A 26,603-nucleotide genomic window follows, 5' to 3' on the forward strand; every position below is an offset into this window, starting at 1 on the left:
CGTACTTGAACGGACATATGACGCTCTCCAACCGACCCGCCGACACCATCACCCGGATCCGGCTTTCTTCCTGCTACCTGCCGCTGGCGACCCCCATCAGCGACGCCAAGGTACTGACGGGCCGGCAGAAGCCGATGACCGAGGTGGCCATCCTGTTCGCGGAAATCCAGACCGCCAACGGCCACGAAGGCCTGGGCTTCAGCTATTCCAAGCGCGCCGGCGGGCCCGGGCAGTTTGCGCACGCCAGAGAAATCGCCCCGGCGCTGATCGGCGAAGACCCGAGCGATATTGCCCGGCTGTGGGACAAGCTCTGCTGGGCGGGCGCGTCGGTCGGCCGCAGCGGCTTGTCGACGCAGGCCATCGGCGCCTTCGACGTGGCGCTGTGGGATTTGAAGGCCAAGCGGGCAGGGCTGTCGCTGGCCAAGCTGCTTGGCGCCCATCGCGATTCCGTACGCTGCTACAACACCTCGGGCGGCTTCCTGCACACGCCGCTGGACCAACTGCTTGTCAATTCTGCGGCGTCCGTCGCGCGCGGCATCGGCGGCATCAAGCTGAAGGTGGGGCAGCCGGACGGCGCGCTCGATATCAAGCGCGTGGCCGCCGTGCGGGAACACCTGGGCGACGCCGTGCCGGTCATGGTCGACGCCAACCAGCAATGGGACCGCCCGACGGCGCAGCGGATGTGCCGCACCTTCGAGTCGTTCAACCTGGTATGGATCGAAGAGCCGCTCGATGCCTACGACCACGAAGGCCATGCCGCGCTCGCGGCGCATTTCGACACCCCAATCGCGACCGGCGAAATGCTGACCAGCGCCGCCGAACACTGGGACCTGATCCGCCACCGCGCCGCCGACTACCTGATGCCGGATGCGCCGCGGGTAGGGGGCATCACGCCGTTTCTCAAGGTCGCGGCGCTGGCGGAGCATGCGGGACTGATGATCGCACCGCATTTTGCAATGGAGCTGCATGTGCACCTTGCCGCCGCGTATCCGCGCGAGCCGTGGGTCGAGCATTTCGACTGGCTGGAGCCGTTGTTCAATGAGCGGCTCGACATCCGCGATGGCCGCATCACAGTGCCGACACCGCCCGGGCTCGGGGTCACGATCAGCGAGCAGGCCAGGGCCTGGACGCGCGAGCACGCCGAATTTGGCAACCAGTCGTAAGCAAGCCCGGCACACCGGGTCGTGAGAACACACAGGAGACAACCGATGAAAAAGCTGATTGCATCCGTGCTGCTGGGCGCAGCCATGGTGACCGCGCATGCCGCGTGGCCGGAAAAACCCGTGACACTGCTCGTCCCCTTTCCCGCGGGCGGATCGACCGACAATGTCGCCCGCATCCTCGGCGCCAAGCTGCAGCAGCAGTTTGGCGGCAGCTTCGTGGTCGATAACAAGCCGGGCGCAGCCGGCATGATCGGCGCCGCGATGGCCAAGCGCGCGCCGGCCGATGGCTACACCGTGTTCGTGTCGTCATTGGGGCCGTTCGTGATCGGCCCGCACCTGGTGAAGAATCCCGGCTACGATCCGCTGAAGGACTTCGACTACATCAGCGTCGCGGTGCAGGCGCCCAACGTGCTGGCGGTTCCCGTCAATTCGCCGCACAAGAGCCTGCAGGATGTTATCGCTTTCGAGAAGGCCAATCCCAACAAGATGACGTTCGCCTCGGCCGGCAATGGCACCAGCGACCACCTTACCGCGGAGCTGTTCTGGCAGCAGACCGGCACCACCGGCATCCATGTTCCCTACAAGGGCGGCGCGCCGGCGATGAATGACCTGCTCGGTGGCCAGGTCGATGCCACCTTCATGAACATCAACACCGCCGTGCCGCATATCAGGGCCGGCAAGCTGCGCGCCCTCGCCATCACCAGCAACAAGCGCTCGCCGATCCTGCCCGATGTGCCGACCATGGAGGAGTCCGGCGTCAAAGGCGTGACGGTCTACTCATGGCAGGCCGTTGCCGCGCCGAAGGGGTTGCCGCCGGAGATCAAGGCCAAGCTGCATGCCGCCGTCGTCGCGGCGCTCAACGACCCGGCGGTCAAGCCCAAGCTGCTCGACGTGGGCTTCGAGATCGTCGCCAATACGCCGGAGCAGTTCACGGCATTCCAGGCGTCGGAGTACGCGCGCTGGAAGAAGGTCATCGAGGTGGGCAAGATCACGGCGGATTGAGGTCGGCCAGCCCGCTCGCCCGGCTAGCGCCGTCGATCCGTACGGCGTTGTCCGGGCGCGACCTCAGGTTGCAAGAACCAATGCCAGCGCCCCAACCAGGATAAGGCTGCAGGCCCAGACCTTATCCAGATTGAACCAGCTCCGCGACACAAACTTCAGTCCCAGGTAGCGGTAGACCAGCCATGCCATGGCACCGCCCACCGCGATCATGGCCAGGGTATGCACGACGGCGACCACCAGCGCCATGCCCAGGTTGGCGCCGGCCAGCGCGGAGGCCGCCTGATGCCCCGGGTCGGTATCGGTACGGCAAAGTCCGAGATAGATCGGCACCAGCATTAGTCCGGCGCCGTGCGCAATCGCCACGGCAAACGACCATAGCGCGAGCCGCGATGGCGCGATCCGTACCAGCGCCCGTGGATGGCGCTGCCAGATCAGCAGCGCGACGCCGAAGCCCATGACGAGCACAGCCGCACCGATCCGGATCTGCGCTTGCCAGGCGAGCAGCGCGGCAAGCATGCCGAAGGGCAGCGTCACCGCAAACACCGCCAGCGCGTGCCCGAAGGCGAGATACCCCAGCGCCGCGAGCAGCGCGCGCTGGCTTTGCGCCAGCAACCCGTTCGACACCGCCAGCGGCCAGCCCATCGCCGGGTTGAGCCCGTGATAGAGGCCGCTTGCCAGGACCGCCGACCAGAGGCCGAGCTGCTCCCAGGAGTTGCCGATCAAGGCCTGACCGACGGATAGCAGAACGAATCGGTCGAGCAGTCTCCGCCTTCCAGCCGGATCTGGTGGGCCCGGTAGCCTTCCGGGAAGTCGACCCAGTAGTCATCTGCCAGCGTCAGGCCGCCGTTGGGATCGGCATGCGCCATCACCTGCGTCCCGGGAACGCCGTCGGGGTAGAACTGGTTGTCCCAGGTCGAGTAGAGCGAGTTGGTCCAATAGACGCGCTTGCCGTCGCGGCTGATCTCGACCATCTGCGGACCGCCCGTGAAGGGCTTGCCATTCGGATGCGGTGTGCGCCGCGCAATGCCGCCGATATGGACCGCTCCGGAGAGCTTCGGCTTGCGCGGGTCCGTCACGTCGTATTGGCGCATCTCGCCCGTGCCCCAGCAGGAGACATAGAGGAACTTGTCGTCGAGGGACAGATCGATGTCGGTCACCAGCGGCGGCACGGCACCAAAGCCCTGCAGCAGCGGCGGCAGCAGATCGGCTGCGGCAGGTTCAGGCGGAATGGTCGCCGTCTTCTCGACGTGGAACTTGCCGCCTTCGCGCCACCAGGTCCAGATCGAGCCTTCCAGGTTGGTGGTGTCGACCACCACGCCAACGAAGCCGTATTCTCGGATCGGGTCGTGCGCGGGCCTCACTTCCAAAGCCATCTGGTGATTGGCGCCCAGGTCGATCGTCTGCACGTTGCGGCGCGCGCGCAGGTCCCAGAAATGCAGCTTGTGCCCGTACTTATTGGAGAGCAGGTCCTCGGCCACGATGCCGTTCTCGAATTGCGGCGGCAGGGCCCATTCGCTGGACACCATGTAGTCGCGCGGCAGGTTCCACCAGAAGTCGTAGTGCTTCTCCTGCTCGCCGCGGTCGATCTCCCAGCGGCCCAGGACGTCGAAGGTCTCGCAGTCCATGATGAAGATGCCGGGAGGGCCGTCTGTACCATCCTTGCCGCCACCGCCAAGCGTGCTGACGTAGATGCCTTCAGGTCCGCAATGGATGGTATGGGGCCTGGAGTAGCCGGTCTTGCGGAAGACTTCGTCGGGCTCGATGATCTTGTGGATGCGCGCCTGCGTCGGGTGCGGCTTGGTGTCCACGATGTACAGGCGGGACGAGCGCATGCCCGGGATGACCAGGTAGCGCCGTTCGAGGAAAGCGTGGCCGGTCAGCGGCGACAGCGCCGACGAGCATGCATTCCAACCGAAGTGATGCAATTCGTCGCCCGTGTTCGCCATCGGCACGGTGTGCACCACCGTGCTGTAGGTGGGCGAGCCGGGTTTGACATCGATCACCGCGAGGGCGTCTGGCTTGGAGGCGTCGGGGCTGAGCAGCAGCGTATAAGCAAATGATTCCGCTGGCGCGCTCATCGCAAGTTCCGGCGAGGCGTGAAACGTCGGATCTGGCCGCATGTTCATGGTGAGCCCTCCTGGTTCTGCCGGATCACACGTCGCAAGATCGCCGCGATATCACCTCGCCGAAACGGGCTTCCGATGTGCACTTCGAGCCTACTTAGACTAGGACGTTCTCAATTCCGAGTCAACGCGCGAAGCACAGGCGCGCCGGCGCGGCGTGCATGCTGACTGCAGAAGAAAACGCGCTGGCTACATCGCTTCCTGAGCGCTCATGGCACCGCTGCTAATGATCTGCTCCATATGCAGCTTCGAAATACCGGCATCGAAACGGGCTCGGTTGCCGCCGAGAATCTCAGTTGCCTGCCCGGCGACCTTCAGCAGCGTTGCCACTGCAGCGAACATGGTCGGCGCAGCGCTTAGTCTCTGCCTCGGCCCGGACAATGTCAGGGCTCCTACCAGTTCTCCCATGGCACCGAATACAGGCGCTGAGGCAGCAGCGGTTTCGGCATCCCGCTCGCCATATGACACGGCCCAAAGGCTCTCGCGCACCTCGCGCCAGCGCTGATCGTTGGGCTCGCTGAAGGCGAGCAGCACCTTGCCCGAGGCGCCGTGATCGATGGGGAATTCATCGCCGACACCGATCGACACGCGCACGGCGCGCGCCGGCTCGACGCGATACAGCACGAGTCGCCGATCCCCTTGCCGGACGTAGAACGATGCCGTCTCGCCGAGTTCGCGGCTGAGTTGCTCCAGCAGGTGCTCGATGACGGGACCGACACGGAACGAGCGCTGATAAATGGCCGCCAGCCGCAGTGGCTGCGGGCCGATCGCATACTGCCCGTCCTCCAGCTTGCGAATAAAGCCGCCGTGCTCCAGGGCAGCCAGCAGACGTAACACAGTGCTCTTGTACAGATTCGTGCGACGCGACAGCTCCGTCAGGGTCAGGCGCTCATCGGTCGGACCGAACGCGCCAAGGATGGCAAAGGCGCGGTCCAGCACCGCCACGCCGCTGGAGCTCTCGGATGCAGCGGTGTCGGTAACGTCACTCGACGCGGATGTTTGCTTCTCGTCCATGGATTGGATCTCCAGGTAGTTCTGTCTAGTAGAACATAAGGCCAGAAAAGACGAAAGCCTGAGGGTATACCCTCCTACTCCTCGCACAATCGCAGCACTAAAGTTCTTTTCCATAGAACATAGTTCTATCAGAAAGAACAAGGAGGGCAATAAACGCTGGCCAGGTTCGTCGCGTCGAGCTCGTAGACGGACGGACTGGCTGCCTGCCGACCAACGGCGCAGCACGCCCCTTCCCGCATTTCTTAACCAGAGCAACACGCTCGTTGGACGGACAAATGTTGCCGTCTGAACAGGAGACGACATGAACCACGATTTCACTAATCACCGGATCGCCACGGAGCCTGGGCATACCTTTGCTCGCGCGCTGCTCGGCTGCGCCTTGTCGGCGCTGCTCGCCGTTGGCGCCACAGGCGCAATGGCGGCCGATGCCTATCCCTCGCAACCGGTCCGTCTGATCGTGCCATTCCCGCCCGCTGGCGGCACCGACGTGCTGTCGCGGCTCGTGTTCAACAAGATCGGCATGGCCACCAAGTGGAACGTGGTGGTGGAGAACCGCGCCGGCGCGGGCGGCAATATTGGGCTCGATAGCGTGGCCAAGGCAAAGGCCGACGGCTACACGCTGGGCATGGGGCAGACCGCCAACCTCGCGATCAATCCCACGCTGTATCCAAAGATGCCCTACAACGCGCAGAAGGATTTCACGCCGGTGGCGCTGGTGGCAGCACAGCCGGTGGTGCTGATCGTGCGCAACGACGCGCCCTACAAGAACGTTGCCGAGCTGGTGGCCTCGGCCAAGGCTAAGCAACTGTCGATGGCGTCCGCCGGCACCGGCACGGTCGGGCACCTGACCGGCGAGATGTTCGCGCGTCGCGCCGGTATCAAGATGCTGCATGTGCCGTACAAGGGTGCCTCGCCGGCGCTGACCGACCTGCTGGGCGGGCAGACCGATTTCTATTTCGCCACGCCGCCGATCGCCATGCCCATGATCAAGGCAGGCAAGGTCCGCGCGCTGGCGGTGACCTCGGCCAAGCGCATGCCGTTGCTGTCGGCGGTGCCTACCATTGCAGAGTCGGGCTACGCCGGCTTCCAGGCGGAAGACTGGAAGGCACTGGTGGCGCCGGCCGGCACGCCGCCGGAGATGGTGGCGCGCCTGAATGCCGAGGTCAACAAGGCGCTGGCGCAGCCGGACACCATCAGCAAGCTGCGTGAAGAAGGCAGCGAGCCGCGTGGCGGCTCGGCCAGGGACCTTGGTGCCTTTATCCAGAGCGAGAACACGCGCTGGGGCGAAATCGTGCGCCAGTCCGGCGCGCGCGTCGAATAAACTATCCCGTCGCGCTACGGCGGCCGTACCGTCGTGGCGCCACGCCATCGGAAGCCAGTCATGCAAAAGCCCTTGCGCAATATCCGCGTGCTCGACCTCACCAACGTGCTGGCCGGGCCCTTCTGCTGCCATCAGCTCGCCCATATGGGCGCCGAGGTCATCAAGGTGGAAACTCCCGGCACCGGGGACCTCGCGCGCCAGCTCGGCGCCGATGCCGAGCTGAACCAGCGCCTGATGGGGGTGTCGTTCCTGGCCCAGAACCCTGGCAAGCAGTCGATCACCATCAACCTCAAGCATGCGCGCGGCAAGGAAGTGTTCCGCAAGCTGGTGCGCAGCGCCGACGTCCTGGTCGAAAACTTCCGGCCCGGCGTGATGGACCGGCTGGGCCTGGGCTACGAAACGCTGAAGCAGGACAACCCGCGCCTGATCTACTGCGCGATCTCGGGCTTCGGCCAGGACGGTCCGCTGGCGGAGCTGCCGGCCTATGACCAGATCATCCAGGGCATGTCGGGCGTGATGAGCATCACCGGCGATCCGCAGACCGCGCCGTACCGTGTCGGCTATCCGGTGTCGGATACCATCGGCGGCCTGACCGCGGCCTTTGCGGTGGCGGCGTCGCTGGCGGACCACCAGCGCACCGAGGGCTATTTCATCGACGTGTCGATGCTGGAGGCCACGCTTGCCACCATGGGCTGGGTCGTGTCCAACCACCTGATCGCGGGCAAGGACCCGGTGCCGATGGGCAACGAGAACATGACCGCCAGCCCGTCGGGCACCTTCCGCACCGGCGACGGCCTGCTCAATATCGCCGCCAACAAGCAGGAGCAGTTCGAGGCCGTGTGCCGCGTGGTGGGCAAGCCCGAGCTGGCCACCGACGAACGCTTTGCCCAGCGCCAGGCGCGGCTGGCCAACCGCGCTGCGCTGACCGCGGCACTGGAAGCGGAACTGGCCAAGAAGCCGGCCACGGACTGGTGGCCGCTGCTGAACGACGCCGGCGTGCCGGCAGGGCCGGTCCTGGGCGTGCCCGACACGCTGGCGCATCCGCAGGTGCGCGACCGCGGCATGATCGGCGAATTTGCCAATGCGCCCGGCGTCGGCCGCGACATCCGGGTTGTGCGTACCGGCTTCAAGCTCAACCGCGAGGCGCCGGCAGTCGACACGCCGCCGCCCGAACTCGGCCAGCATACGCGCGAGATCCTGGGCAACCTGGGCTACAGCGACGCGGACATAAACCAACTCAGCGAGGAGCGCGCGATATGAGCAGCAACATGAGCGGCATCGGCCAGGACCCCAACGCCGGCGACAACACCATGGACCCCGCCCAGCGCCTGTCGCAGGACTGGTGGCGCACCGAAATCATCGACATGCGCCCGGGCGAGATCCGCTACCGCGGCTATCCCATCGAGCAACTGATCGGCCGCGTCTCGTTCGTGCAGATGATCTGGCTGATGCTGCGCGGCGAGCTGCCCGGCCCGGGCCAGGGCGAACTACTCGACGCGGCGCTGATGGCCGCGGTGGACCACGGCCCGCAGGCGCCCAGCATCGCCATCGCACGCATGGCCGCGACCTGTGGCGTGGGGCTGAACAATGCCATGGCCTCCGCCGTCAACGTGCTGGGCGATGTGCATGGCGGCGCCGGCGAGCAGGCGGTGGCGCTGTACGAAGACGTCGCTGCCCGCGTCGATGCCGGCAACACGATGGAAGACGCGGTCGCCGCGGCGTTGCAGCACTATCGCGACCATCATGGCAAGTTCGTCTCGGGCTTCGGCCACCGATTTCACCCCGTCGATCCTCGCGCGCCGCGCCTGCTGGCGCTGGTGGACCAGGCTGCGGCCAACGGCGTGGTCAAGGGGCGCTACGTGGCGATCGCGCGGGCCATCGAACAAACGCTGGCCGCGGGCCGCAGCAAGCCGATCCCGATGAATATCGACGGCGCCACCGCCGTCATCTATGCCGAACTCGGTTTCCCCGCACCGCTGGCGCGGGGCCTTTTCTGCTTGTCGCGCTCGGTCGGCATCCTGGCGCATGCGTGGGAGCAGACCAACCAGGGCGGCCGCAACAAGGGGCCAATCCCGCGCCAGTTCCTGTGGACCTATAACGGCACGCCGCAGCGCGATGTGCCGGAGGCGCCGCCGCGCTAACCACGATTACGTCTCGCGATGAGCGAAACGACAACATCGGCATGAATTGAAAAGACGCGGGCAGTAGCGCCATCGATACCATCGACCCGCCAGGCGATTCCTCGTCCCGTGACCGCCTCGCAAGCGCCTGTACACGGACGAGTCACCACCAAGGAGAGACAGTATCCCGACTGATCACCACTGGTGTGCTGGTTTGTGCGAGCCTTCCCCGCCATGCGGACACGTGGCCCACCAAGACCGTGCGCATCGTCGTGCCTTGTTCGGCTGGCGGTACTACCGACTTCGTTGCAAGACAGGTCGCGCAAAAGCTGACCGAGAGCACTGGCTAATCAGCTCGCGCGACTTGCATAGTGCCGATCGTACCGCTGGCCCCGGGCTTGTTCTCGACAAAGAATGAATCGCCCGCGAGAGCCTCGACCTGTGTGGCTACCAAGGTCCGATCCCGCCGCGGTCGCCGCCTTGGGCTCGACACGCCAGCGTTCGGAAATGATGGGCAACTGCTCGATGGCCCAGCGCTTGCACTGCTCGCCGTAGCTTTCGGGCGGAACCGTCTCGACCAGATGACCGATGCGCCAGGTCATGACGATTCCCGCACCGCTGTAACAGCCGGCCCCGCGTTGGCTGGCGCCCAGCACATGGGCGATGTCCCTGCCTTGCGACGGCTTCTCGCGCAGGAATACGCGCATGAAGCCTCCTCGGAAATGTGCGGTTCATCAGATGGACGAAAGCATGGCTGCGCCGGATGAGACCGGCAGCAAGGAAGCCGGACGGCATGGACACCGATTTGTGATCGACGGGGGAACGGTTGCCGCAGCGGTATACGTAGATCGCTTCAGGCTACGGGGCGGGTGTTTCGCGTCGGGAGGGCTGATTGAACCCGGTGGATCGCAGTGGAACTATCCCCTGGAGGATAGCACCACTGATGGAACTATTATCCCCAGGGGATAGCACCACTGTTGGAACTATCCCCTGGGGATAGCACTATTGGCGCATGGTGGGCGTCTGATGATTGCTACAGCCGCCCTCGGCGGTTGTCGAGAAAAGCGACGACTGCCCGCCGGTAGGCTTGGCGTTCAGCGTCACAGCTTCAACGCGGTACCACAGGATGCCCACGCGCCGAGCCTCGACCTTGAACTTGACGCGCTCGTTCTCGTTGGCAGCCTCCCATTCGTCGCGCACCGTATGACCCTCGACCAGCACCCGCATGCCATTCTGGTACAAGGTCTTCCCGTGCTCGGCATTGCGGTGCCACAGCTCTACCGGCGCCCAGAAGCCGCCGCGGTCCTCGTAGTCGCCGTCCTTCTTCGGGAACGGGTTGTCGAAACAGACGCCTTAGGAATGATGGGAGTGGACGCGGCATGACCAAGGATACGCCGCAGGTGACGACCGCAGCACGCTGGAGCGCTGGCTCAACGATGGCGCGCACGCACTGCGCAGCCTGTTTTCGCTAGCCCAGCAGTATCGCTACTCCAGCACGACGCGCGATGACTTCGCGGCGAAGAACGAGGCGGCGCGTGCGGCGGTGGAGAAGTTCGGCGAGCTGCCGCAGGACGTGCTCGAAGGCACGCGCCGCTCGCGCTTTGCGCCATCCGTCGCGCGCCGGCACGGTTGCTCCGAATCCTCGGCCGCGCCAACCGCGGCGGGCCCGACTTCCACCTCTATCGATGGCGCAGCCGGCGCCGCGCGCGCGACGAGGATGCGACGGAATGACGGCACCCACCATTCCTGTCCAGCCGACGCGCTTCGGCGCTGGAACAGGCGGACTTCCAGCGACTGGAACACGCAGGCTACCTAAAAGGCCTTTTACAACCTTTTAAAGGTAAGGGGAGTCTGGAGGCCTGGGCCAGCCAGTGCCTGGCGCTGCGCGACAGCTTGATCGTTCCCGCGCCACCCGCGTCGCTACCCCTTGCGCTCACCACCGATACTGTATAAATATACAGGTATCATAAACATCCTAAATCCTCGCCAACTGGCGAGCGATGCCAATTTCACATGACTGCGCAATCCGCAGCCCTCCCTACGACGGCGGAGAGAGTTCTTTTCCCTGCGCCCACGCCAGCCGAGGTCCCGGCCACGCGCCAGCAGGCGCTGTCGGCGCTCGAGCAGCGCTATCCCGGACTCTGGCGGGCCGGCCAGCTGGGCCGTGCCGGCAGCGAGTCGGTATGCCCGACCGGGTATGACGCGCTGTCGGAGGAGCTGCCCGGCGGCGGCTGGCCGGCGGGCGGGCTGACCGAACTGCTGACCATGCAGGGCGGGGCGGGCGAGCTGCGCCTGCTGCTGCCGGCGCTGCGCACGCTGGCCGGCGCAGGGCGCCGCATCGCGCTGGTGGCGCCGCCGTACCTGCCCAATGCGATGGGGCTGGCGGCGGCCGGGCTGCCGGCGCGCCAGCTCTACTGGGTGCGCCCACCCGCCGGCACCGCCAAGGCCGCGCAGGCCGACATGCTGTGGGCGGCCGAGCAGGTGCTGCGCAGCCAGGCCTTCGGCGGCGTGCTGGTATGGCTGCCCACGGCCCGGCCCGAGGCACTGCGCCGGCTGCAGGTGCTGGCGCAGGGCGGCGACGCGGTGGTCTGGGCGCTGCGCCCGGCCGCGGCGCTGCGCGAATCATCGCCGGCGGTGCTGCGGCTGCTGCTGGCGCCGCAGCCCGGCAATATGCTGTCGATCACCTTCCACAAGCGGCGCGGGCCTGTGCGGGATACCCCGCTGCTGGTGCGCCTGGACGGGATGGAAGCGGCCACGCGCACCGCCGCCTGGCCGTCGCCCGTACGGGCGCCTTCGTCTCTCTCGTCTTCTCAGCCTTCTTCCGATGCCGTACTGGATCGCGGTGCACCTGCCGCGCCTGCCCCTGGACGCACTGCAGCCCACCTGGCCTAAGCCGGCGCCCGCCCCGGGTCCGTCCTTCGCCACCGGCACGCTGCACCATGCGCTGCCGGTGGCGGTGATGGCGCAGGAGCAGGTGGTGCTGGCCAACGGCCCGGCGCTGCAGCTCGGCGTGCGCTATGGCATGCGCCGCGGCGGCGTGCAGGCGCTGTCGGCGGATATCGTGCAGCTGGAGCGCGAGCCGAACGCCGAGGCCGAGCTGATGGAGGCGGTGGCGCTGGCGCTGCTGCGTTTCACGCCGGCCGTGACCTTCGACGAGGAGCCGGAATCGGCCACCGTAATGCTGGACGTCACCGCCAGCCTGCGCCTGTTCGGCGGCCATCGCACGCTGTGCCGCGCGGTGCGCGCCTGCGTGCGCCAGCTCGGCACCATTGCGCAAGTGGGCTCCGGCCCGACCGCGCACGGTGCCGCGTGGCTCGCGCGCCAGCCGCTGTGGCGCACGCGGCGCGGCGTGGTGCGGCCCGCGCGCCGGGCGGTGGGCATGGCGCGCCTGCACCGGCTGCTCGACGACCTGCCGGTGGAGGCCCTGCATACGCTGGCCGACCCGGCCTGGCTGGACGGCATCGGCTGCCGCACGCTGGGCCAGGTGCGGCGCCTGCCGCGCGCCGGCCTGACGCGGCGGCTGGGCCCCGCGCTGCTGGCGCGGCTGGACCAGGCCTATGGCGATGCTCCGGTGCGCTTTGCCTGGTATGCGGCGCCGCCCGCGTTTGCGCAGCGCATGGACCTGCCCGGACGCATCGAATCGGCCGAAGGCGTGCTGGCCGGGGCGCAGCGCCTGTTGCTGGCGCTGGCCGGCTGGCTGGCGGTACAGCAGGCTGGCGTCACGCGCTGCGTGCTGGTGCTGGAGCACGAACGCTACCGGCGCGGCGTCGATACCGAGGGTACGCCCGTGCTGGTGGGCCTGGCTCAGCCCAGCCGCGATCCCGTGCACCTGTCGCGGCTGCTGCGCGAAAAGCTCGACAAGCTCAACTTTCACGCCCCGGTCACGGGCCTGGCGCTGCGGGTGGAGACGATGGCCGCCTGCGTGCCGCAAAGCGATGCGCTGTTCCCCGAGCCCGGCGGCACGCCCGAGGATCTTGGCCGCCTGCTCGATACGCTGATGGCCCGCCTCGGCCGCGACAATGTGCTGCAACCCAGGCCGCTGGCCGACCACCGCCCTGAATGCGCCAACCGCTGGTGCCCGGTCGACGAGGCGCAGCCTGGCGGCAAGGTCGGCGCGCTGCCCGGCCCGCTGCCGGAGCGCCCGCTGTGGCTGCTGCCGCAACCGTTGCCGCTGCCGGTGCAGCAGCACCGCCCCTGCCACGGCGGGCCGCTGGCGCTGCTGAGCCGGCCCGAGCGCATCGAGGCCGGCTGGTGGGACGGCGCGCTGGCCACGCGCGACTACTTTATCGCCGAGCGCGCCGACGGCCTGCGCTGCTGGATCTTCCGCGAGCGCCCGGGTCATGCGGCGCAGGACAATGGCGGCGAATACCGCTGGTTCCTGCATGGGTTGTTCGCATGACGGTCCTGCCATCGCTGCCCGGCTTGCTGCCGGGTTTGCTTCCCTCCTTGCCCGACTATGTCGAGTTGCACTGCATCTCCAACTTCACCTTCCTCACCGGCGCCTCGCACCCGGGCGAGCTGATCGAGCGCGCCTTCGAACTGGGCTACCGCGGGCTGGCGCTGACCGATGAATGCTCGGTGGCCGGCACCGCGCGCGCGTATGATGCGATCGAGACGCTGCGCAAGCGCCTGCGCGATGCGGTGGCGCGCAGCGCGGCACGCGGGGAGGAAGGCGTGGACGATCCACTGCTCGGCAACGATGACGAGGCCGACGAGGACCACGACGATCCCCACGCGCATGCCAGCCGCCACCAGGGGCTGCAGGCGCTGGCCGCGGCCGCTGAGGCCTTCACGCTGCTGATCGGCAGCCGCTTCAGCCTGACCCCGGCCGATGGCGCGGAACGCTCGCCGCTGCGGCTGGTGCTGATCGCCCAGCATCGCGACGGCTTCGGCAACCTCAGCGAGCTGATCACGCTGGGCCGCCGGCGCGCGCCGAAGGGCACCTATCGGCTGCATCCCGAAGACCTGACCACGCCCGCGCCTGGCGAGGCGCACCTGCGTGGCATGCCCGGGTGCTTGGCGCTGCTGCTGCCCGACTACTGCGTCGATCCCGAGTTGCTGCGCGAACAGGCTGAATGGTGCCGCGAGGTCTTCGGCGACCGCGCCTGGATCGCGCTGGAACAACTGCAGGGCCATGCCGATGCGCTGCACCGCGCGCGCCTGCAGGCGGTCTCGGCGCAGACGGGCGTGCCGCTCGCGGCAGCCGGCGCGGTCACCATGCACGTGCGCTCGCGCAAGCCGCTGTCCGATGTGCTGACCGCGATCCGGCTGGGCCAGCCGCTGGCCGAATGCGGCATGGCGCTGGCGCCCAATGCCGAGCAGCACCTGCGCATGCGCCAGGTGCTGTCGCGCCTGTACCCACACGAGGCGCTGACGCAGACGCTGAAGATCGCCACGCAGTGCGATTTCTCGCTCGGGATGCTGCGCTATGAATACCCCGAAGAGCTGGTTCCGCCTGGCGAAACGCCGATCTCCTACCTGCGCAAGGAAGTCGAGCGCGGCATGCACGAGCGCTTTCCCAACGGCATGCAGCAAGAGTGGAAAGACCAGCTCAAAGAGGAGCTAGCGCTGATCGAGGAAAAGCAGTACGAACCCTTCTTCCTCACCGTCCACGACATCGTGCGCTTTGCGCGCGCCAACGGCATTCTGTGCCAGGGGCGCGGCTCGGCCGCCAATTCGCTGGTCTGCTTCTGCCTGTACGTGACCGAGGTCAGTCCCGAGCAAGCCAACCTGCTGTTCGGCCGCTTCCTTTCGCGCGAGCGCGATGAGCCGCCCGATATCGACGTGGACTTCGAGCACCAGCGGCGCGAGGAAGTCATCCAGTACATCTACGAGAAATACGGCCGCCACCGCGCCGCGCTGGCGGCGTCGCTGATCACCTACCGCTCGCGCAGCGCGCTGCGCGACGTGGGCCGCGCACTGGGCATCGATGCCAGCGTGGTCGAGCAGGTGGTCAAGGGTCAGGCATGGTGGGACGGCGGCCCGGGCTTTGTCGACAAGATCGCCCGCTACGGGCTCGATCCGGATTCGCCGGCAGTGCAGATGTGGGCCGGCCTGACCGCGCAGCTGCGCGGCTTCCCGCGCCACCTGTCACAGCACGTGGGCGGTTTCGTGATCGCGCGCCACAAGCTGTCGCGGCTAGTGCCGATCGAGAACGCGGCCATGGCCGACCGCAGCGTAATCCAGTGGGACAAGGACGACCTGGAGTCGCTCGGCCTGCTCAAGGTCGATGTGCTGGCACTGGGCATGCTGTCGGCGATCCGGCGCGCGCTGGAAATGATCCCCAACCCGGATCCCGAACGCGCCGCGCTGCCGACGCGGATGGAAGACATCCCCAAGGAAGACAAGCAAACCTACGACATGATCTGCAAGGCCGACACCATCGGCGTGTTCCAGATCGAGTCGCGCGCGCAGCAGTCGATGCTGCCGCGGCTGCAGCCACGCAAATACTACGACCTGGTGGTCGAAGTGGCGATCGTGCGCCCCGGGCCGATCCAGGGCGGCATGGTGCATCCCTACCTGAAGCGGCGCGAGGCCTTCCGCCGCAGCGGCAAGCCACCGGTCTACTTCAACGCGGTGATCGAGAACGTGCTGGGCCGCACGCTGGGCGTGCCGATCTTCCAGGAGCAGGTGATGCAGCTGGCCATCGACGCGGCCGGTTTCTCGCCGGGGCAGGCCGACCAGTTGCGCCGCTCGATGGCTGCGTGGCGGCGGCGTGGCGACCTGCGCCAGCACCAGGATGCCCTGGTGCGCGCGCTGACCGGCAACGGCTATCCGGGGTCCTTTGCGCTGGCGATCTGCAAGCAGATCGAGGGGTTTGGCGAGTACGGCTTCCCCGAGAGCCATGCGGCCAGCTTTGCCAAGCTGGTGTATGTCAGTTCCTGGCTCAAGTGCCACCACCCGTCGGCGTTCCTGTGCGCGCTGCTGAACAGCCAGCCGATGGGGTTCTATTCACCGTCGCAGCTGGTGCAGGACGCGGGCCGGCATGGCGTGCGAGTGCTGCCGGTGGATGTCACCATGAGCCAGTGGGAGAGCACGCTGGAGCCGGCGGCGGAGGTCGATGTCGCGGACGCACAGGCCCGCACCCGGCCACGCCAGCCGCAGCACCCGCTGGTGCGCCTCGGCCTGAGCCGCGTCAAGGGCATGCGGGAAGAGGCCGCGCTGCGCATCGAGGCAGCGCGGGCGCAGCGTCCGTTCGACAGCGTCGAGGACCTTGCGTTGCGCGCCGAGCTGGACCGGCACGATATCGATGTGCTGGCCGCGTCCGACGCCCTGGCGCCGCTGGCGGGCCACCGCCGCCAGGCCCGCTGGCAGGCGCGCGCCGCGGCCAGTCACGCCGCGCATCGCGACCTGCTGTACGAAGCGCCGCCCGCCGAGGACGCGCTGGCACTGCCTGCGCCCCGGCTGGGTGAAGACGTGGCGGCGGACTACGCCAGCCTGGGCCTGTCGCTCAAGTCGCATCCGCTGGCGCTGCTGCGGCACAAGCTGGCGGCGATGCGCTTTGCCACCGCCAGCCAGCTCCAGCGCTGCGCCAACGGCCGCCGCGTGCGCGCCTGCGGCATCGTCACCGTGCGCCAGCGGCCCTCCACGGCCAGCGGCACCATCTTCGCGACCATCGAGGACGAGACCGGCACTGTCAACCTGATCCTGTGGCCGGACCTGGTCGAGCGCCAGCGCAAGGAGGTGCTGGGTGCCACACTGCTGGGCGTGGTCGGCACCTGGCAGCGCCAGGGTGACGTGCGCCACCTGGTGGCCAAGGAGCTGGTGGACCTGAGCCCGTTGCTGGGCCGGCTGATGGTGGGGAGCCGGGACTTCCACTAGCGGCGCGGGCAGCTGGCAATGGGCTGCCCGTGCCCCCTCAGAATTCGTAGTTGACCGAGAAATCGAACACACCGTTGGTTGTCTTGCGCGTGATGGGGCTGTTCGCCGCATCGCCGGTGAGCTGGGAAATGGCCACGTCCCACGAGGCAAACCAGTGCTTGGCAAAGTACCAGACGGACGTCACGCCGAACCCGTACGACTTGATGCCGCCGCGCGCGTGGAACTCGGGCCGTCCCGCGCGGGCCTGTGTGGCACTGACGCCGTACCACGCGTTCATGTAGCGCGAATCGGCCAGCGTGATGGTGGGGCCGGCAAACCAGAAGAATTTCTCCGAGCTGCCCGGCAGCGGCATATAGGCGCCGATATCGCCGACCCAGCCGTCGCTGCCGCCCAGGCTGCGGCGCGCGTCGACGCGCAGCACCAGCGGGAATTCCTTCGACACCGCGTAGTCCGCGAACAGCTTGGCCTCCGGCGCGGGGCTGATATTGCCCATGCCGTCCAGGTGCGGCGAGTCTTCCTTCCCGCGCCGTCCGAGGTTGTACGTGAGCGCCACGCCCGCGCGCCAGTTCTTGCCGCGCAGCAGGTTGACGCCGAGCCCTTCGCCGATCGAGGCGAAGGCCAGGTCGCGGTAGCGGATGTCGATGCTGGGGCCGCCCACGACAATGTATTCGGACGAACCGTCATAGCGCGGCCGCACCATGGCCGCGCCGCCCAGCCGGACCTGCCAGTCGGGGATCTCGTCCTGGAACAGCTTCTGCAGCGGGATGCCGGCCGAGAACTGCCATTCGGCCAGCGGCGCCGGGGTCTGCGCGCTGGCCAGGCCCGGGGCCAACATGGCGCCAGCGGCCAGCAGCAGGACAATGCGCGGCGACGGACGCCTGGGGGTGAACTCGGTCACGGCAGCCTCCACGCCCGCCAGGCGGGCAGTCAGGTTGCGGGCGCGGGGCCCGTGGGCCACATCTTTTCACTGGATGGCCGCTTGCGCAACCATCCGACAATCCTGCGCAGATCAGTCCAGCAGCTTGTCCAGCGTGATCGGCAAATCCCGCACGCGCCGGCCGGTGGCGTGGTACACCGCATTGGCGATGGCGGCGGCCACGCCGACGATGCCGATTTCGCCGATGCCCTTGGTGCCCAGCGCGTTGATATGCGGATCGTTCTCGTCCACCACGCTGACGTCGATGGTGCCGATGTCGGCATTGACCGGCACGTGGTACTCGGCCAGGTTGGCGTTGGCGACGCGGCCGGTGGCCAGGTCCAGCTCGCTCTTCTCATGCAGCGCCATGCCGATGCCCCAGACAATGCCGCCCATCAGCTGGTTGTACGCGGTCTTGCGGTTCAGCAGCCGGCCCACGCCGTAGCTGGCGACGATGCGGTGCACGCGGATCTCGCCCAGGTCGGGGTCGACGCGGACCTCGGCGAAGACCGCGCCGAAGGAGTGCATCGAGTATTTCTCCCTTTCTTTTCCGGGTTTGGCGCTGGCTTTCGCTTCGATCGGCTTGCCGCCTGCGCGGGCGATCGGCGCGGCGATGGGCTCGCGCTGCGCCGGATCGGAACGCCGTTGCAGCCAGCCGTCGGCGATCTCCACGTCTTCCGGCGGTGCGCCAGACAGTGGCGAGGCCGGATCCGCCACGGCCTGGCGGATCAGTTGCTTGCGCGCAGTCATGGCCGCGGCCTGCACAGCGGGTGCGACACTGGCGACCGATTGCGAGCCGCCCGATACCGGGGCTTCGGGGAAGGTGGTGTCGCCCAGTTCGACCTGCACGCGTTCGGGCGGCAGGCCGAGCGCGTCGGCGGCAACCTGCGTCATGACCGTGTAGGTGCCCGTGCCGAGGTCTTGCGAGCCGGTCCGGACCAGGGCCGTGCCGTCCGGCAGGATGCGCGCCATGGCGCTGGCTTCCGAGCGGTAGGCCGGGTAGGTGGCGGTGGCCATGCCCAGGCCCACCAGCTTGCCGTTGGCCTGCATCGAGCGCGGCGCGGGGTTGCGGCGCGACCAGCCAAAGCGCTCCGCCGCCACGCGGTAGCATTCGCGCAGCGACTTGCTGGAGAACGGCAGCTGCTTTTGCGGATCGGACTCGGCATGGTTGCGCAGCCGCAGCTCGACCGGATCGATGCCAAGCTGTTCGGCCAGCTCGTCCAGTGCGCATTCCAGCGCAAAGCTGCCGGGCGCCTCGCCCGGCGCGCGCATGAAGGTGGTGGTGCCGATATGCAGTTTCGCCAGCCGGTGGCTGGTCTGCCGGCTGGGGCAGGCGTACAGCGAGCGCGTCAGCGCGCCGCAGGACTCGAGCCATTCCTCGATCATCGAGGTACTGTTGACGACATCGTGGCGCAGCGCCTGCAGGCGGCCATCCTCGCCGGTGGCAGCCACCACGTGCTGCTCGGTGGCGGGTCGCGCGCCCACCGTGCCGAACATCTGGGTGCGGTCGACCACCAGCTTGACCGGCCGGCCCGCCTCGCGCGCGGCCATCGCCGCCAGCACCACGTGCGACCACACCGAACCCTTGCAGCCGAAGCCGCCGCCGACAAAGGGACAGATCACGCGCACCTTGTCCACCGGGATGCCAAGCGTGGATGACACCGCCTTGCGCACGCCGGAGACGTACTGGGTGGCGTCGTACAGCGTCAGCGCGTCGCCGTTCCAGGCGGCGATGGTGGCGTGCGGCTCCATCGGGTTGTGGTGTTCCATCGGCGTGGTGTAGACCGCGTCGACGGTGGTGGTGGCGGCGCGCAGCGCGGCGGCGACATCGCCGCGGCGGCTGTCGGCTCCGCCCGCGTCTTCGCCTTGCGGCTTGCCTGCCTGCGCGCGCGCCTTGCCGAAATCAAGCACGGCATCGTGCGCGCGATAGCTGACCGACAAGCGCGCGGCGGCGGCACGTGCCTGCTCCAGCGTGTCGGCTACCACCACGGCGATGGGCTGGTTGTTGTAATGCACCGCAGTGTCCTGCAGCAGGTGCATCACGTGGCCGGCGGTGGGCGTGTCGGCGCCGGCCTTGCCGCCCTTCGGCAGGCGCGGCGCGTTGAACGGCGTCATCACCAGCCGCACGCCGGGCATGCCTTCGCTCGCGGCGGTGTCCATCGCCGTGATCTCGCCGCTGGGGATGGTGCTGGTGACCATCACCGCATGGACCAGTCCCGGCAGCCGATGGTCGGCGGTGTAGCATGCGCGGCCGGTGACCTTGAGGATGCCGTCGGTGCGGTCGAGGGGGGCGCCGGTGACGCTCATGAGGATCCTCCCTGCGGCCGGCTGGCAACCTGCAGCGCGCGCACCACGGCCCGCTGCGCCAGACTGACTTTAAACGCGTTGTGCGCATAGGGCCGGGCCCCGTCGAGCAGCAGGAGCGCGGCCGCGGCAGCGCTCTGCGCGCTCAACGGGCGACCTGCCAGCGCCTGTTCGGCCGCGGGCACACGCCATGGCTTGTGCGCCACGCCGCCCAGTGCCAGCCGGGCGCTGCGAACGGTGCTGTCCGTCATTTCCAGTGCCGCCGCCACCGAGACCAGCGCAAAGGCAAAGCTGGCGCGGTCGCGCACCTTCAGGTAGCAGGCGTGCGCGGCATAGGGCGAGGGTGGCAGGTCCACCGCGACCACCAGCTCGCCCGGCGCCAGCGTGGTATCGACCTGCGGCGTGTCGCCCGGCAGGCGGTGGAACTCGCCGATCGGGATGCGCCGTTCGCCCACCGGCGCACGCGCGACGATCACGGCATCGAGCGCGGCCAGCGCCACGCACATGTCGGACGGATGCACGGCGATGCATTGCTCGCTCGCACCCAGGATCGCATGCATGCGGTTGATGCCCTCGCGCGCACCGCAGCCCGAGCCAGGTTTGCGCTTGTTGCAGGCAGGAAAGCCGGGGTCGTAGAAGTAGTGGCAACGCGTGCGCTGCAGCAGGTTGCCGCCCACCGTCGCCATATTGCGCAACTGTCCCGAGGCCCCGGACAGCAGCGCCTGCGCCAGCAGCGGGTAGCGCTCGCGCACCAGCGGGTGGTTGGCCGTGTCGGTGTTGCTGGCCATCGCGCCGATACGCAGCCCGCCGTCCGGCAGCGCCGCCACCTGTGCCAGCGGCAGTCGGCTCACGTCGACCAGGTGCTGTGGCTGCTCGACCCCGGCCTTGACCAGGTCGAGCAGGTTGGTGCCGCCGCCGAGATAGCGCGCGCCCGGCTGGTTGCCCAGGCGCAGCGCTTCATCGACGGTGTCGGGCCGTGCATACGAGAAAGGATTCATCCGCTGCCCTCAGCTTGTTCAGCGCTTGCCGTCGACCTCGCGGATCGCGGCAACGATATTGGGATAGGCGCCGCAGCGGCACAGGTTGCCGCTCATGCGCTCGCGGATCTCGTCTTCGCTGAGCGGCAGCGCCGGAGCGGCCAGCGGCTCCACCGCGCTCGCTTCGCCGGCGCGCGCCTCGGCCAGCAGCGCGACCGCGGCGCAGATCTGGCCCGGCGTGCAGAAGCCGCATTGCAGCGCGTCGTGCGCGACAAAGGCGGCCTGCAGCGGGTGCAGCGTATCGCCGCTGGCGAGGCCCTCGATGGTGGTGATCTCACGTCCTTCCTGCATCACCGCCAGCGTCAGGCAGGCTTGGATGCGGCGCCCGTCCGACAGCACCGTGCAGGCGCCGCACTGGCCGCGGTCGCAGCCCTTCTTGGTGCCGGTCAGGTGCATCACTTCGCGCAGCGCGTCGAGCAGGGTGGTGCGTGGTTCCAGTAGCAGGGTGTAGGGGTTGCCGTTGACCTGCAAGGTGACCGGGCGCGCCGCGGCCCCAGGGGGCAGGGCGGTGCTGCCGGGGGCAGGGGCCTGGTTCTCGGACATGCGCTGGCCTTTTGTGGAAGCTTCGGCACGGTGGGACGTTGCCGGGGATGCCAAAAGGCAGCAAGTTCGGTGCCGGGCACGGCGCGGTGGGCGCGTTGCGCGCGGAGAGGCGGGCGTCTGGGGGGGCGCGTCAAAACTCCACGGGTTTTGTAGAAATTACGCTGGTGAGGGCGGCGCGTTGGAAAACAAAAAGCGGCGCACGATGGCGCCGCTTGGATATGCTGACTACGTCTGGATGCCCGCTTGTTCTCTCCCCTCTCCCATTTATAGGAGAGGGGCGGGGGTTAGGGCGGGAGTCCCCACGAAGTGAAGCGCCGCGATGCTTGCCATGCGCCTGCCCTCACCTCCGGCCCCTCTCCCGCACGCGGGAGAGGGGAGCAAACCGGCGTGATCCCAGCCTCAACCCTTCAGCACACTCCCAATAGCCTTTGCCACGATCCCCACATTGCGCTCATTCAACCCCGCCACGCACATTCGCCCCGAACGCAGTAGGTACACGCCATGCTCTTCGCGCAGCCGGTCGGCCTGGCCGGCGGTGAGGCCGGTGTAGGTGAACATCCCGCGCTGGGTCAGGTAGCGCGACAGCGCCTCGCCGCTGACATGCTCACGCAGGTGACCATGGATCGCTTCACGCATGCGCGCGATGCGGCCGCACATCTGGGCCAGTTCCTCTTCCCACAGCTGGCGCAGCTCGGGCGTGGTCAGCACCTTGGCCACCACGCGCGCGCCGTGCGTCGGCGGGTTGCTGTAGTTGGCGCGCACCGCGCCGGTCAGCTGGCCCAGCACGTTGGCGGCTTCGCCGGCGGTGTTGCAGAACACGCTCAGGCCGCCGCAGCGCTCACCGTACAGCGAGAAGTTCTTGGAGAACGAGTTGGCCACCAGGCAGGGCACGTCCTGCGCCACCAGTTCGCGGATGGCAAAGGCGTCGTCTTCCAGCCCGGCGCCGAAGCCCTGGTAAGCCATGTCGACGAACGGCAGCAGTTCATTGGCCTTGAGCAGCGCGATCAGCTGGCGCCACTGGTCCTGGTTCAGATCCACGCCGGTCGGGTTGTGGCAGCAGGCGTGCAGCAGCACGATGCTGCGCGCGGGGATGGCGCGCAGCGCGTCCATCATCGCGTCGAACTTCAGGCCGCCGGTGGCGTCGTCGTAGTATGGGTAGGTGTTGACCGTGAAGCCCGCGCGCTCGAACACCACGCGGTGGTTTTCCCAGCTCGGGTCGCTGATCCACACTTGCGACTGCGGGTAGTAGCGCTTGAGGAAATCCGCACCCACGCGCAGCGCGCCCGAACCGCCCAGCGTCTGCAGCGTGGCGATGCGGCCGGCGGCGCGCGCCGGCGAGTCTTCGCCGAACACCAGCGCCTGCACCGCGCTGCGGTAGCCGACCAGGCCCGACATCGGCAGGTAGGGGCGTGGGCCCATGTCGGCCAGCAGCGACGCTTCGGCCCTGGCCACGGCCTGCATCACCGGCAGGCGGCCTTCATCGTCAAAGTAGATGCCGATGCTCAGGTTGACCTTGTCGGTGCGCGGGTCTCGCTGGAAGTCCTCGTTGAGCGAGAGGATCGGATCGCCGGGAAAGGCCTCGATGTGTGCAAACATGGGATGCGATGGAATTGAGGTCGGAGGAGGGGGCTGCGGCGGCGGCAAGGGCGCCGCGCAGCCTGGATTCTAACCGGCGGCGCCCGCAGCCTGCAGGCGCCGCCTTGCCGTTCAGCGAAGTTGCTGGGCGGCCACGCCGCTTTGCAGCGCGGCGGCGGACTTCTTCTGGCGCAGCATGTAGCTCACGCCGAGCACCGCCAGCCACACCGGGATCAGGTACACCGACAGGCGCAGGCCCGGCGTCAGGTACATCACCACCAGGATGCCGGCCAGGAACGCCAGGCACAGGTAGTTGGTCAGCGGATAGCCCCAGCTCTGGAAGCGGGTGGCCTGGCCGGCCTTGCGCTTGTCGGCGCGGAACTTCAGGTGGATCAGGCTGATCATGGCCCAGTTGATGATCAGTGCCGACACCACCAGGCCCATCAGCATCTCGAAGGCCTTGCCCGGCATGAAGTAGTTGATCACCACGCACACCGCGGTGGCCAGCGCCGACAGCCCCAGCGCCGTCAGCGGGATGCCGCGCTTGCTGACCTTAAGCAGCGCCTTGGGGGCGTTGCCTTGCTGCGCCAGGCCGTACAGCATGCGGCTGTTGCAGTACACGCCGCTGTTGTAGACCGACAGCGCCGCGGTCAGCACCACCACGTTCAGCACATTCGCGACCCAGTTGCTGTTCAGCGCGTGGAAGATCAGCACGAAGGGGCTGCCGCCGCTGACCACGTTCTCCCACGGATACAGCGACAGCAGCACTGCCAGCGCGCCCACGTAGAAGATCAGGATGCGGTAGATCACCTGGTTGGTAGCCTTGGGGATGGTCTTCTCGGGCGCATCCGCTTCAGCCGCGGTGATGCCCACCAGCTCCAGCCCGCCGAACGAGAACATGATCACCGCCATGGCCATCACCAGCCCGCCCATGCCGTTGGGGAAGAAGCCACCGTGCTGCCACAGGTTGGCCACGCTCGCCTGCGGGCCGGCGTTGCCAGACATGAGCAGGTAGCCGCCAAAGCCGATCATGCCGATGATGGCTGCGACCTTGATGATCGAGAACCAGAATTCCATCTCGCCGAAGGACTTCACGCTCGACAGGTTGATCGCGTTGATGATCAGGAAGAAGGCCAGCGCCGACACCCAGGTCGGCATCTCCGGCCACCAGTACTGCATGTAGATGCCCACGGCGGAGAGCTCGGCCATGCTCACCAGGATGTACAGCACCCAGTAGTTCCAGCCCGAAATAAAGCCGGCGAAGTGGCCGCAGTATTTGTCGGCGAAGTAGCTGAAGGAGCCGGCGACGGGCTCGTCCACCACCATCTCGCCGAGCTGGCGCATGATGAAGAACGCCACGATGCCGGCGATCGCGTAGCCCAGCAGGACCGAGGGGCCTGCCATCTTGATGGTCTGGGCAATGCCCAGGAAAAGGCCGGTGCCGATGGCGCCGCCCAGGGCGATCAGCTGGATATGCCGGTTCTTCAGGCCACGCTTGAGCGTGCCGTCATTGCTGCTTGCATGCATTCAGTTGTTTCCTCTACCCATTCTCATGGAATGCGGGCCCGCGCCTCTGGCTGTTTGGAGTCGGACGCTTGGGCCGGGGACGTCACCGCCCCGCGCGGCAGGGTTACTGCCGCGAAGGAGGTGTGCGCGTTTCCGGAACCGGCCGGGGCCGGTCAGGGAAGATCGATGCCGGTCAGGCCTCGACCTTGAGCGTGCCGCGTTCGATCTGGTCGCGTTCCAGCGACTCGAACAACGCCTTGAAGTTGCCTTCGCCGAAGCCTTCGTCGCCCTTGCGCTGGATGAACTCGAAGAACACCGGGCCGAGCGCGGTCTTGGAGAAGATCTGCAGCAGCAGGCGGGGCTTGCCGCCTTCCGTGGTGCCGTCCAGCAGGATGCCGCGCGACTTCAGTTGCTCGACGGGCTGGCCGTGGCCGGGCAGGCGCGTGTCCAGCGCGTCATAGTAGTAGTCGTTCGGCGCGGTCATCAGCGGCACGCCTGCCAGTTGCAGGTTGTCGATGACTTCGATCAGGTTGTCGGTCAGGAAGGCGATGTGCTGGATGCCCTCGCCGTTGAAGGCCATCAGGAACTCTTCGATCTGGCCGGCGCCCTTGGACGATTCCTCGTTCAGCGGAATGCGGATTTTACCATCCGGCGCGGTCATGGCCTTGGAGGTCAGGCCGGTGTATTCGCCCTGGATGTCGAAGTAGCGGATTTCGCGGAAGTTGAACAGCTTTTCGTAGAAGTTGGCCCAGTAGGCCATGCGGCCACGGTAGACGTTGTGGGTCAGGTGGTCGATCAGCTTGAGGCCGTGGCCGACCGGGTGGCGGTCGACGCCCTCGATGAACTCGAAGTCGATGTCATAGATCGACTTGCCTTCCTCGAAGCGGTCGATCAGGTACAGCGGCGCGCCGCCGATGCCCTTGATCGCGGGCAGGCGCAGCTCCATCGGGCCGGTCGGGATCTCCACCGGCTGTGCGCCCAGTTCCAGCGCGCGGGCGTAGGCCTTGTGCGAATCCTTGACGCGGAAAGCCATGCCGCAGGCGCTCGGGCCGTGCTCGGCGGCAAAGTAGGCGGCGTAGCTCTGCGGCTCGCGGTTGACGATGAAGTTCACTTCGCCCTGGCGGTACAGCACCACGTCCTTGGAGCGGTGCTTTGCCACCAGCGTGAAGCCCATCTGCTCGAATAGCGGCTCGAGCACATTGGGGGTGGGCGAGGCGAATTCCACGAATTCGAAGCCCATCAGCTGCATCGGGTTGTCAAACAGGTCGGCCATGGCTTTCTCACTAAAGGGGGAGGTTAAGTGATTGGATCGATGCGAGGCGGGCGGAGTTGCAGGGTGGGGCGACGGGCGGGCTCGCATCGGATATCGGGTATCCGGTTCAGCGTCCCGCGCCATCGGGGCTGGCGCCTGGAACACAGGCAGGGGCAGCAGGTTCGTGGTCATGGGGGCGTTCGGAACCGGTCAGTCGCGAAATATTATTGCAGTGGCGGCACTTCGCAATGATGTGGCGCCGCCGTCAGTCGTCGTGGCACAAAGCTATTATCTGTGGTGCTACTGTCCGCTGGCTTGGTATGCAGTGTATATTCTGGGCAGCAAAATTGGATTTCGTTAGTCACGCAGGGAAACCCTAGATTATGAAATCTGATTGCGTGTAAATCTCGGATGAGGAAATCGACATGCCATCGATCGAGCTGGACCGTACCGATCGCCGCCTGCTGGGGGTCTTGCAGGAGCACGGGCGCGCTTCCAACCTGGAACTGGCCGAGGCCATCGCGCTGTCGCCGGCGCAGACTTTGCGGCGCCACCGCCGCCTGGAAGAGGCCGGCCTGGTAAAGCGCTATGAGGCGCGACTGGATGCCGCCGCGCTGGGCCTGGGCGTGGTCGCGTTTATCCATGTGACGATGGAGCGGGGCCATATTCGCGACCTGTCCAACTTCAAGCGGCTGGTGGCGGAACTGGCGCAGATCCAGGAGTGCTTCTCCGTGACCGGGGATATCGACTACGTGCTGAAGGTGGTGGCCAAGGACCTGAAGTCACTGTCGGACTTCCTGCTCGATACTCTGATGCGCATTCCGGGCGTCAGTGGGGTGAAGTCGAGCGTGTGCCTGGACGAGATCAAGTGCACCAGTGCCGTGCCGCTGGAGACGTGAGCGGCCG

Annotated in this window: 19 protein-coding genes and 4 pseudogenes; 11 read left to right on the forward strand and 12 right to left on the reverse strand. The window is 67.3% G+C overall.

Annotated features, from left to right (window positions below; genetic code table 11):
- The first annotated feature begins 17 nt into the window (after positions 1-17).
- The gene (locus tag K307_RS10710) at positions 18-1,163 is read left to right on the forward strand and encodes an L-talarate/galactarate dehydratase (RefSeq protein ID WP_042878099.1); all 1,146 of its coding nucleotides are present in this window, start codon (positions 18-20) and stop codon (positions 1,161-1,163) included.
- Positions 1,164-1,208: 45 nt separating this feature from the next.
- A complete protein-coding gene (locus K307_RS10715) occupies positions 1,209-2,165 on the forward strand; it encodes a Bug family tripartite tricarboxylate transporter substrate binding protein (protein ID WP_042878102.1) in 957 nt (318 codons plus the stop codon).
- A gap of 63 nt (positions 2,166-2,228) precedes the next feature.
- Here K307_RS10715 and K307_RS10720 read toward each other — a convergent pair whose 3' ends face one another.
- The 3 genes from K307_RS10720 to K307_RS10730 form a co-directional block, all read right to left on the reverse strand.
- On the reverse strand, positions 2,229-2,807 hold the full coding sequence (locus tag K307_RS10720; RefSeq protein ID WP_230625897.1) for a hypothetical protein: 579 nt from the start codon (positions 2,805-2,807) through the stop codon (positions 2,229-2,231).
- Between the two features lie 77 nt (positions 2,808-2,884).
- The gene (locus K307_RS10725) at positions 2,885-4,291 is read right to left on the reverse strand and encodes a selenium-binding protein SBP56-related protein (protein WP_042878104.1); all 1,407 of its coding nucleotides are present in this window, start codon (positions 4,289-4,291) and stop codon (positions 2,885-2,887) included.
- A 186-nt stretch (positions 4,292-4,477) separates the two neighbouring features.
- Entirely contained in the window at positions 4,478-5,302 is an 825-nt protein-coding gene (locus K307_RS10730) for an IclR family transcriptional regulator (protein WP_042878106.1), read from the reverse strand.
- A gap of 301 nt (positions 5,303-5,603) precedes the next feature.
- On the opposite strand from K307_RS10730, the gene K307_RS10735 reads away from it, so the two are divergent.
- From K307_RS10735 to K307_RS10745, 3 genes are read left to right on the forward strand one after another with little or no spacing between them, the layout of a single operon-like run.
- Complete coding sequence (locus K307_RS10735; protein WP_051974811.1) at positions 5,604-6,623, forward strand: tripartite tricarboxylate transporter substrate binding protein; 1,020 nt, start codon at positions 5,604-5,606, stop codon at positions 6,621-6,623.
- Between the two features lie 60 nt (positions 6,624-6,683).
- Complete coding sequence (locus tag K307_RS10740) at positions 6,684-7,883, forward strand: CaiB/BaiF CoA transferase family protein (RefSeq protein ID WP_042878107.1); 1,200 nt, start codon at positions 6,684-6,686, stop codon at positions 7,881-7,883.
- A gap of 8 nt (positions 7,884-7,891) precedes the next feature.
- Positions 7,892-8,764 (forward strand): citryl-CoA lyase, encoded by an 873-nt coding sequence (locus K307_RS10745; RefSeq protein WP_042881799.1) that lies wholly within the window; start codon positions 7,892-7,894, stop codon positions 8,762-8,764.
- Between the two features lie 443 nt (positions 8,765-9,207).
- Here the strand turns inward: K307_RS10745 and K307_RS10750 are convergent.
- Both K307_RS10750 and K307_RS10755 read right to left on the reverse strand, forming a co-directional pair.
- Positions 9,208-9,450, reverse strand: a pseudogene (locus tag K307_RS10750) (DNA topoisomerase III); the annotation flags it as partial.
- A gap of 295 nt (positions 9,451-9,745) precedes the next feature.
- A pseudogene (locus K307_RS10755) lies at positions 9,746-10,093 on the reverse strand (single-stranded DNA-binding protein); the annotation flags it as partial.
- A 55-nt stretch (positions 10,094-10,148) separates the two neighbouring features.
- Here K307_RS10755 and K307_RS51030 point away from each other — a divergent pair.
- From K307_RS51030 to K307_RS10775, 5 genes and pseudogenes are all read left to right on the forward strand, one after another.
- Positions 10,149-10,559: pseudogene (locus K307_RS51030) on the forward strand (AcaB family transcriptional regulator); the annotation flags it as partial.
- Positions 10,490-10,675: pseudogene (locus tag K307_RS46030) on the forward strand (DUF3158 family protein); the annotation flags it as partial. The pseudogenes K307_RS51030 and K307_RS46030, both read left to right, overlap by 70 nt.
- Positions 10,676-10,756: 81 nt before the next feature.
- Positions 10,757-11,635: a translesion DNA synthesis-associated protein ImuA gene (imuA, locus tag K307_RS10765; RefSeq protein WP_042878112.1), complete on the forward strand. Its 879-nt coding sequence runs from the start codon at positions 10,757-10,759 to the stop codon at positions 11,633-11,635.
- Entirely contained in the window at positions 11,568-13,142 is a 1,575-nt protein-coding gene (locus K307_RS10770) for a Y-family DNA polymerase (RefSeq protein ID WP_042878115.1), read from the forward strand. The genes imuA and K307_RS10770 overlap by 68 nt, the downstream gene beginning before the upstream one ends.
- A complete protein-coding gene (locus K307_RS10775; RefSeq protein WP_042878117.1) occupies positions 13,139-16,564 on the forward strand; it encodes an error-prone DNA polymerase in 3,426 nt (1,141 codons plus the stop codon). The genes K307_RS10770 and K307_RS10775 overlap by 4 nt, the downstream gene beginning before the upstream one ends.
- Before the next feature lie 37 nt (positions 16,565-16,601).
- Here K307_RS10775 and K307_RS10780 read toward each other — a convergent pair whose 3' ends face one another.
- From K307_RS10780 to hppD, 7 genes are all read right to left on the reverse strand, one after another.
- Positions 16,602-17,462, reverse strand: coding sequence for a MipA/OmpV family protein (locus K307_RS10780; protein WP_042881804.1), 861 nt, complete (start codon positions 17,460-17,462; stop codon positions 16,602-16,604).
- Between the two features lie 111 nt (positions 17,463-17,573).
- A complete protein-coding gene (locus K307_RS10785; RefSeq protein ID WP_042878119.1) occupies positions 17,574-19,787 on the reverse strand; it encodes a xanthine dehydrogenase family protein molybdopterin-binding subunit in 2,214 nt (737 codons plus the stop codon).
- On the reverse strand, positions 19,784-20,782 hold the full coding sequence (locus K307_RS10790) for an FAD binding domain-containing protein (RefSeq protein ID WP_042878121.1): 999 nt from the start codon (positions 20,780-20,782) through the stop codon (positions 19,784-19,786). The genes K307_RS10785 and K307_RS10790 overlap by 4 nt, the downstream gene beginning before the upstream one ends.
- Positions 20,783-20,800: 18 nt before the next feature.
- Positions 20,801-21,364 carry a (2Fe-2S)-binding protein gene (locus K307_RS10795; RefSeq protein ID WP_080744984.1) on the reverse strand — a complete coding sequence of 188 codons (564 nt, stop codon included), beginning with the start codon at positions 21,362-21,364 and terminating at the stop codon, positions 20,801-20,803.
- A 399-nt stretch (positions 21,365-21,763) separates the two neighbouring features.
- Positions 21,764-22,960, reverse strand: coding sequence for an amino acid aminotransferase (locus tag K307_RS10800; protein ID WP_042878122.1), 1,197 nt, complete (start codon positions 22,958-22,960; stop codon positions 21,764-21,766).
- Positions 22,961-23,071: 111 nt separating this feature from the next.
- Complete coding sequence (locus K307_RS10805) at positions 23,072-24,466, reverse strand: amino acid permease (RefSeq protein WP_042878125.1); 1,395 nt, start codon at positions 24,464-24,466, stop codon at positions 23,072-23,074.
- A gap of 172 nt (positions 24,467-24,638) precedes the next feature.
- Positions 24,639-25,718, reverse strand: coding sequence for a 4-hydroxyphenylpyruvate dioxygenase (gene hppD / locus K307_RS10810; protein WP_042878127.1), 1,080 nt, complete (start codon positions 25,716-25,718; stop codon positions 24,639-24,641).
- Between the two features lie 404 nt (positions 25,719-26,122).
- On the opposite strand from hppD, the gene K307_RS10815 reads away from it, so the two are divergent.
- Complete coding sequence (locus K307_RS10815; RefSeq protein WP_022538315.1) at positions 26,123-26,596, forward strand: Lrp/AsnC family transcriptional regulator; 474 nt, start codon at positions 26,123-26,125, stop codon at positions 26,594-26,596.
- The last annotated feature ends 7 nt before the right edge of the window (positions 26,597-26,603 follow it).

Source organism: Cupriavidus necator A5-1 (assembly GCF_000744095.1).
GTDB lineage: Bacteria > Pseudomonadota > Gammaproteobacteria > Burkholderiales > Burkholderiaceae > Cupriavidus > Cupriavidus necator_A.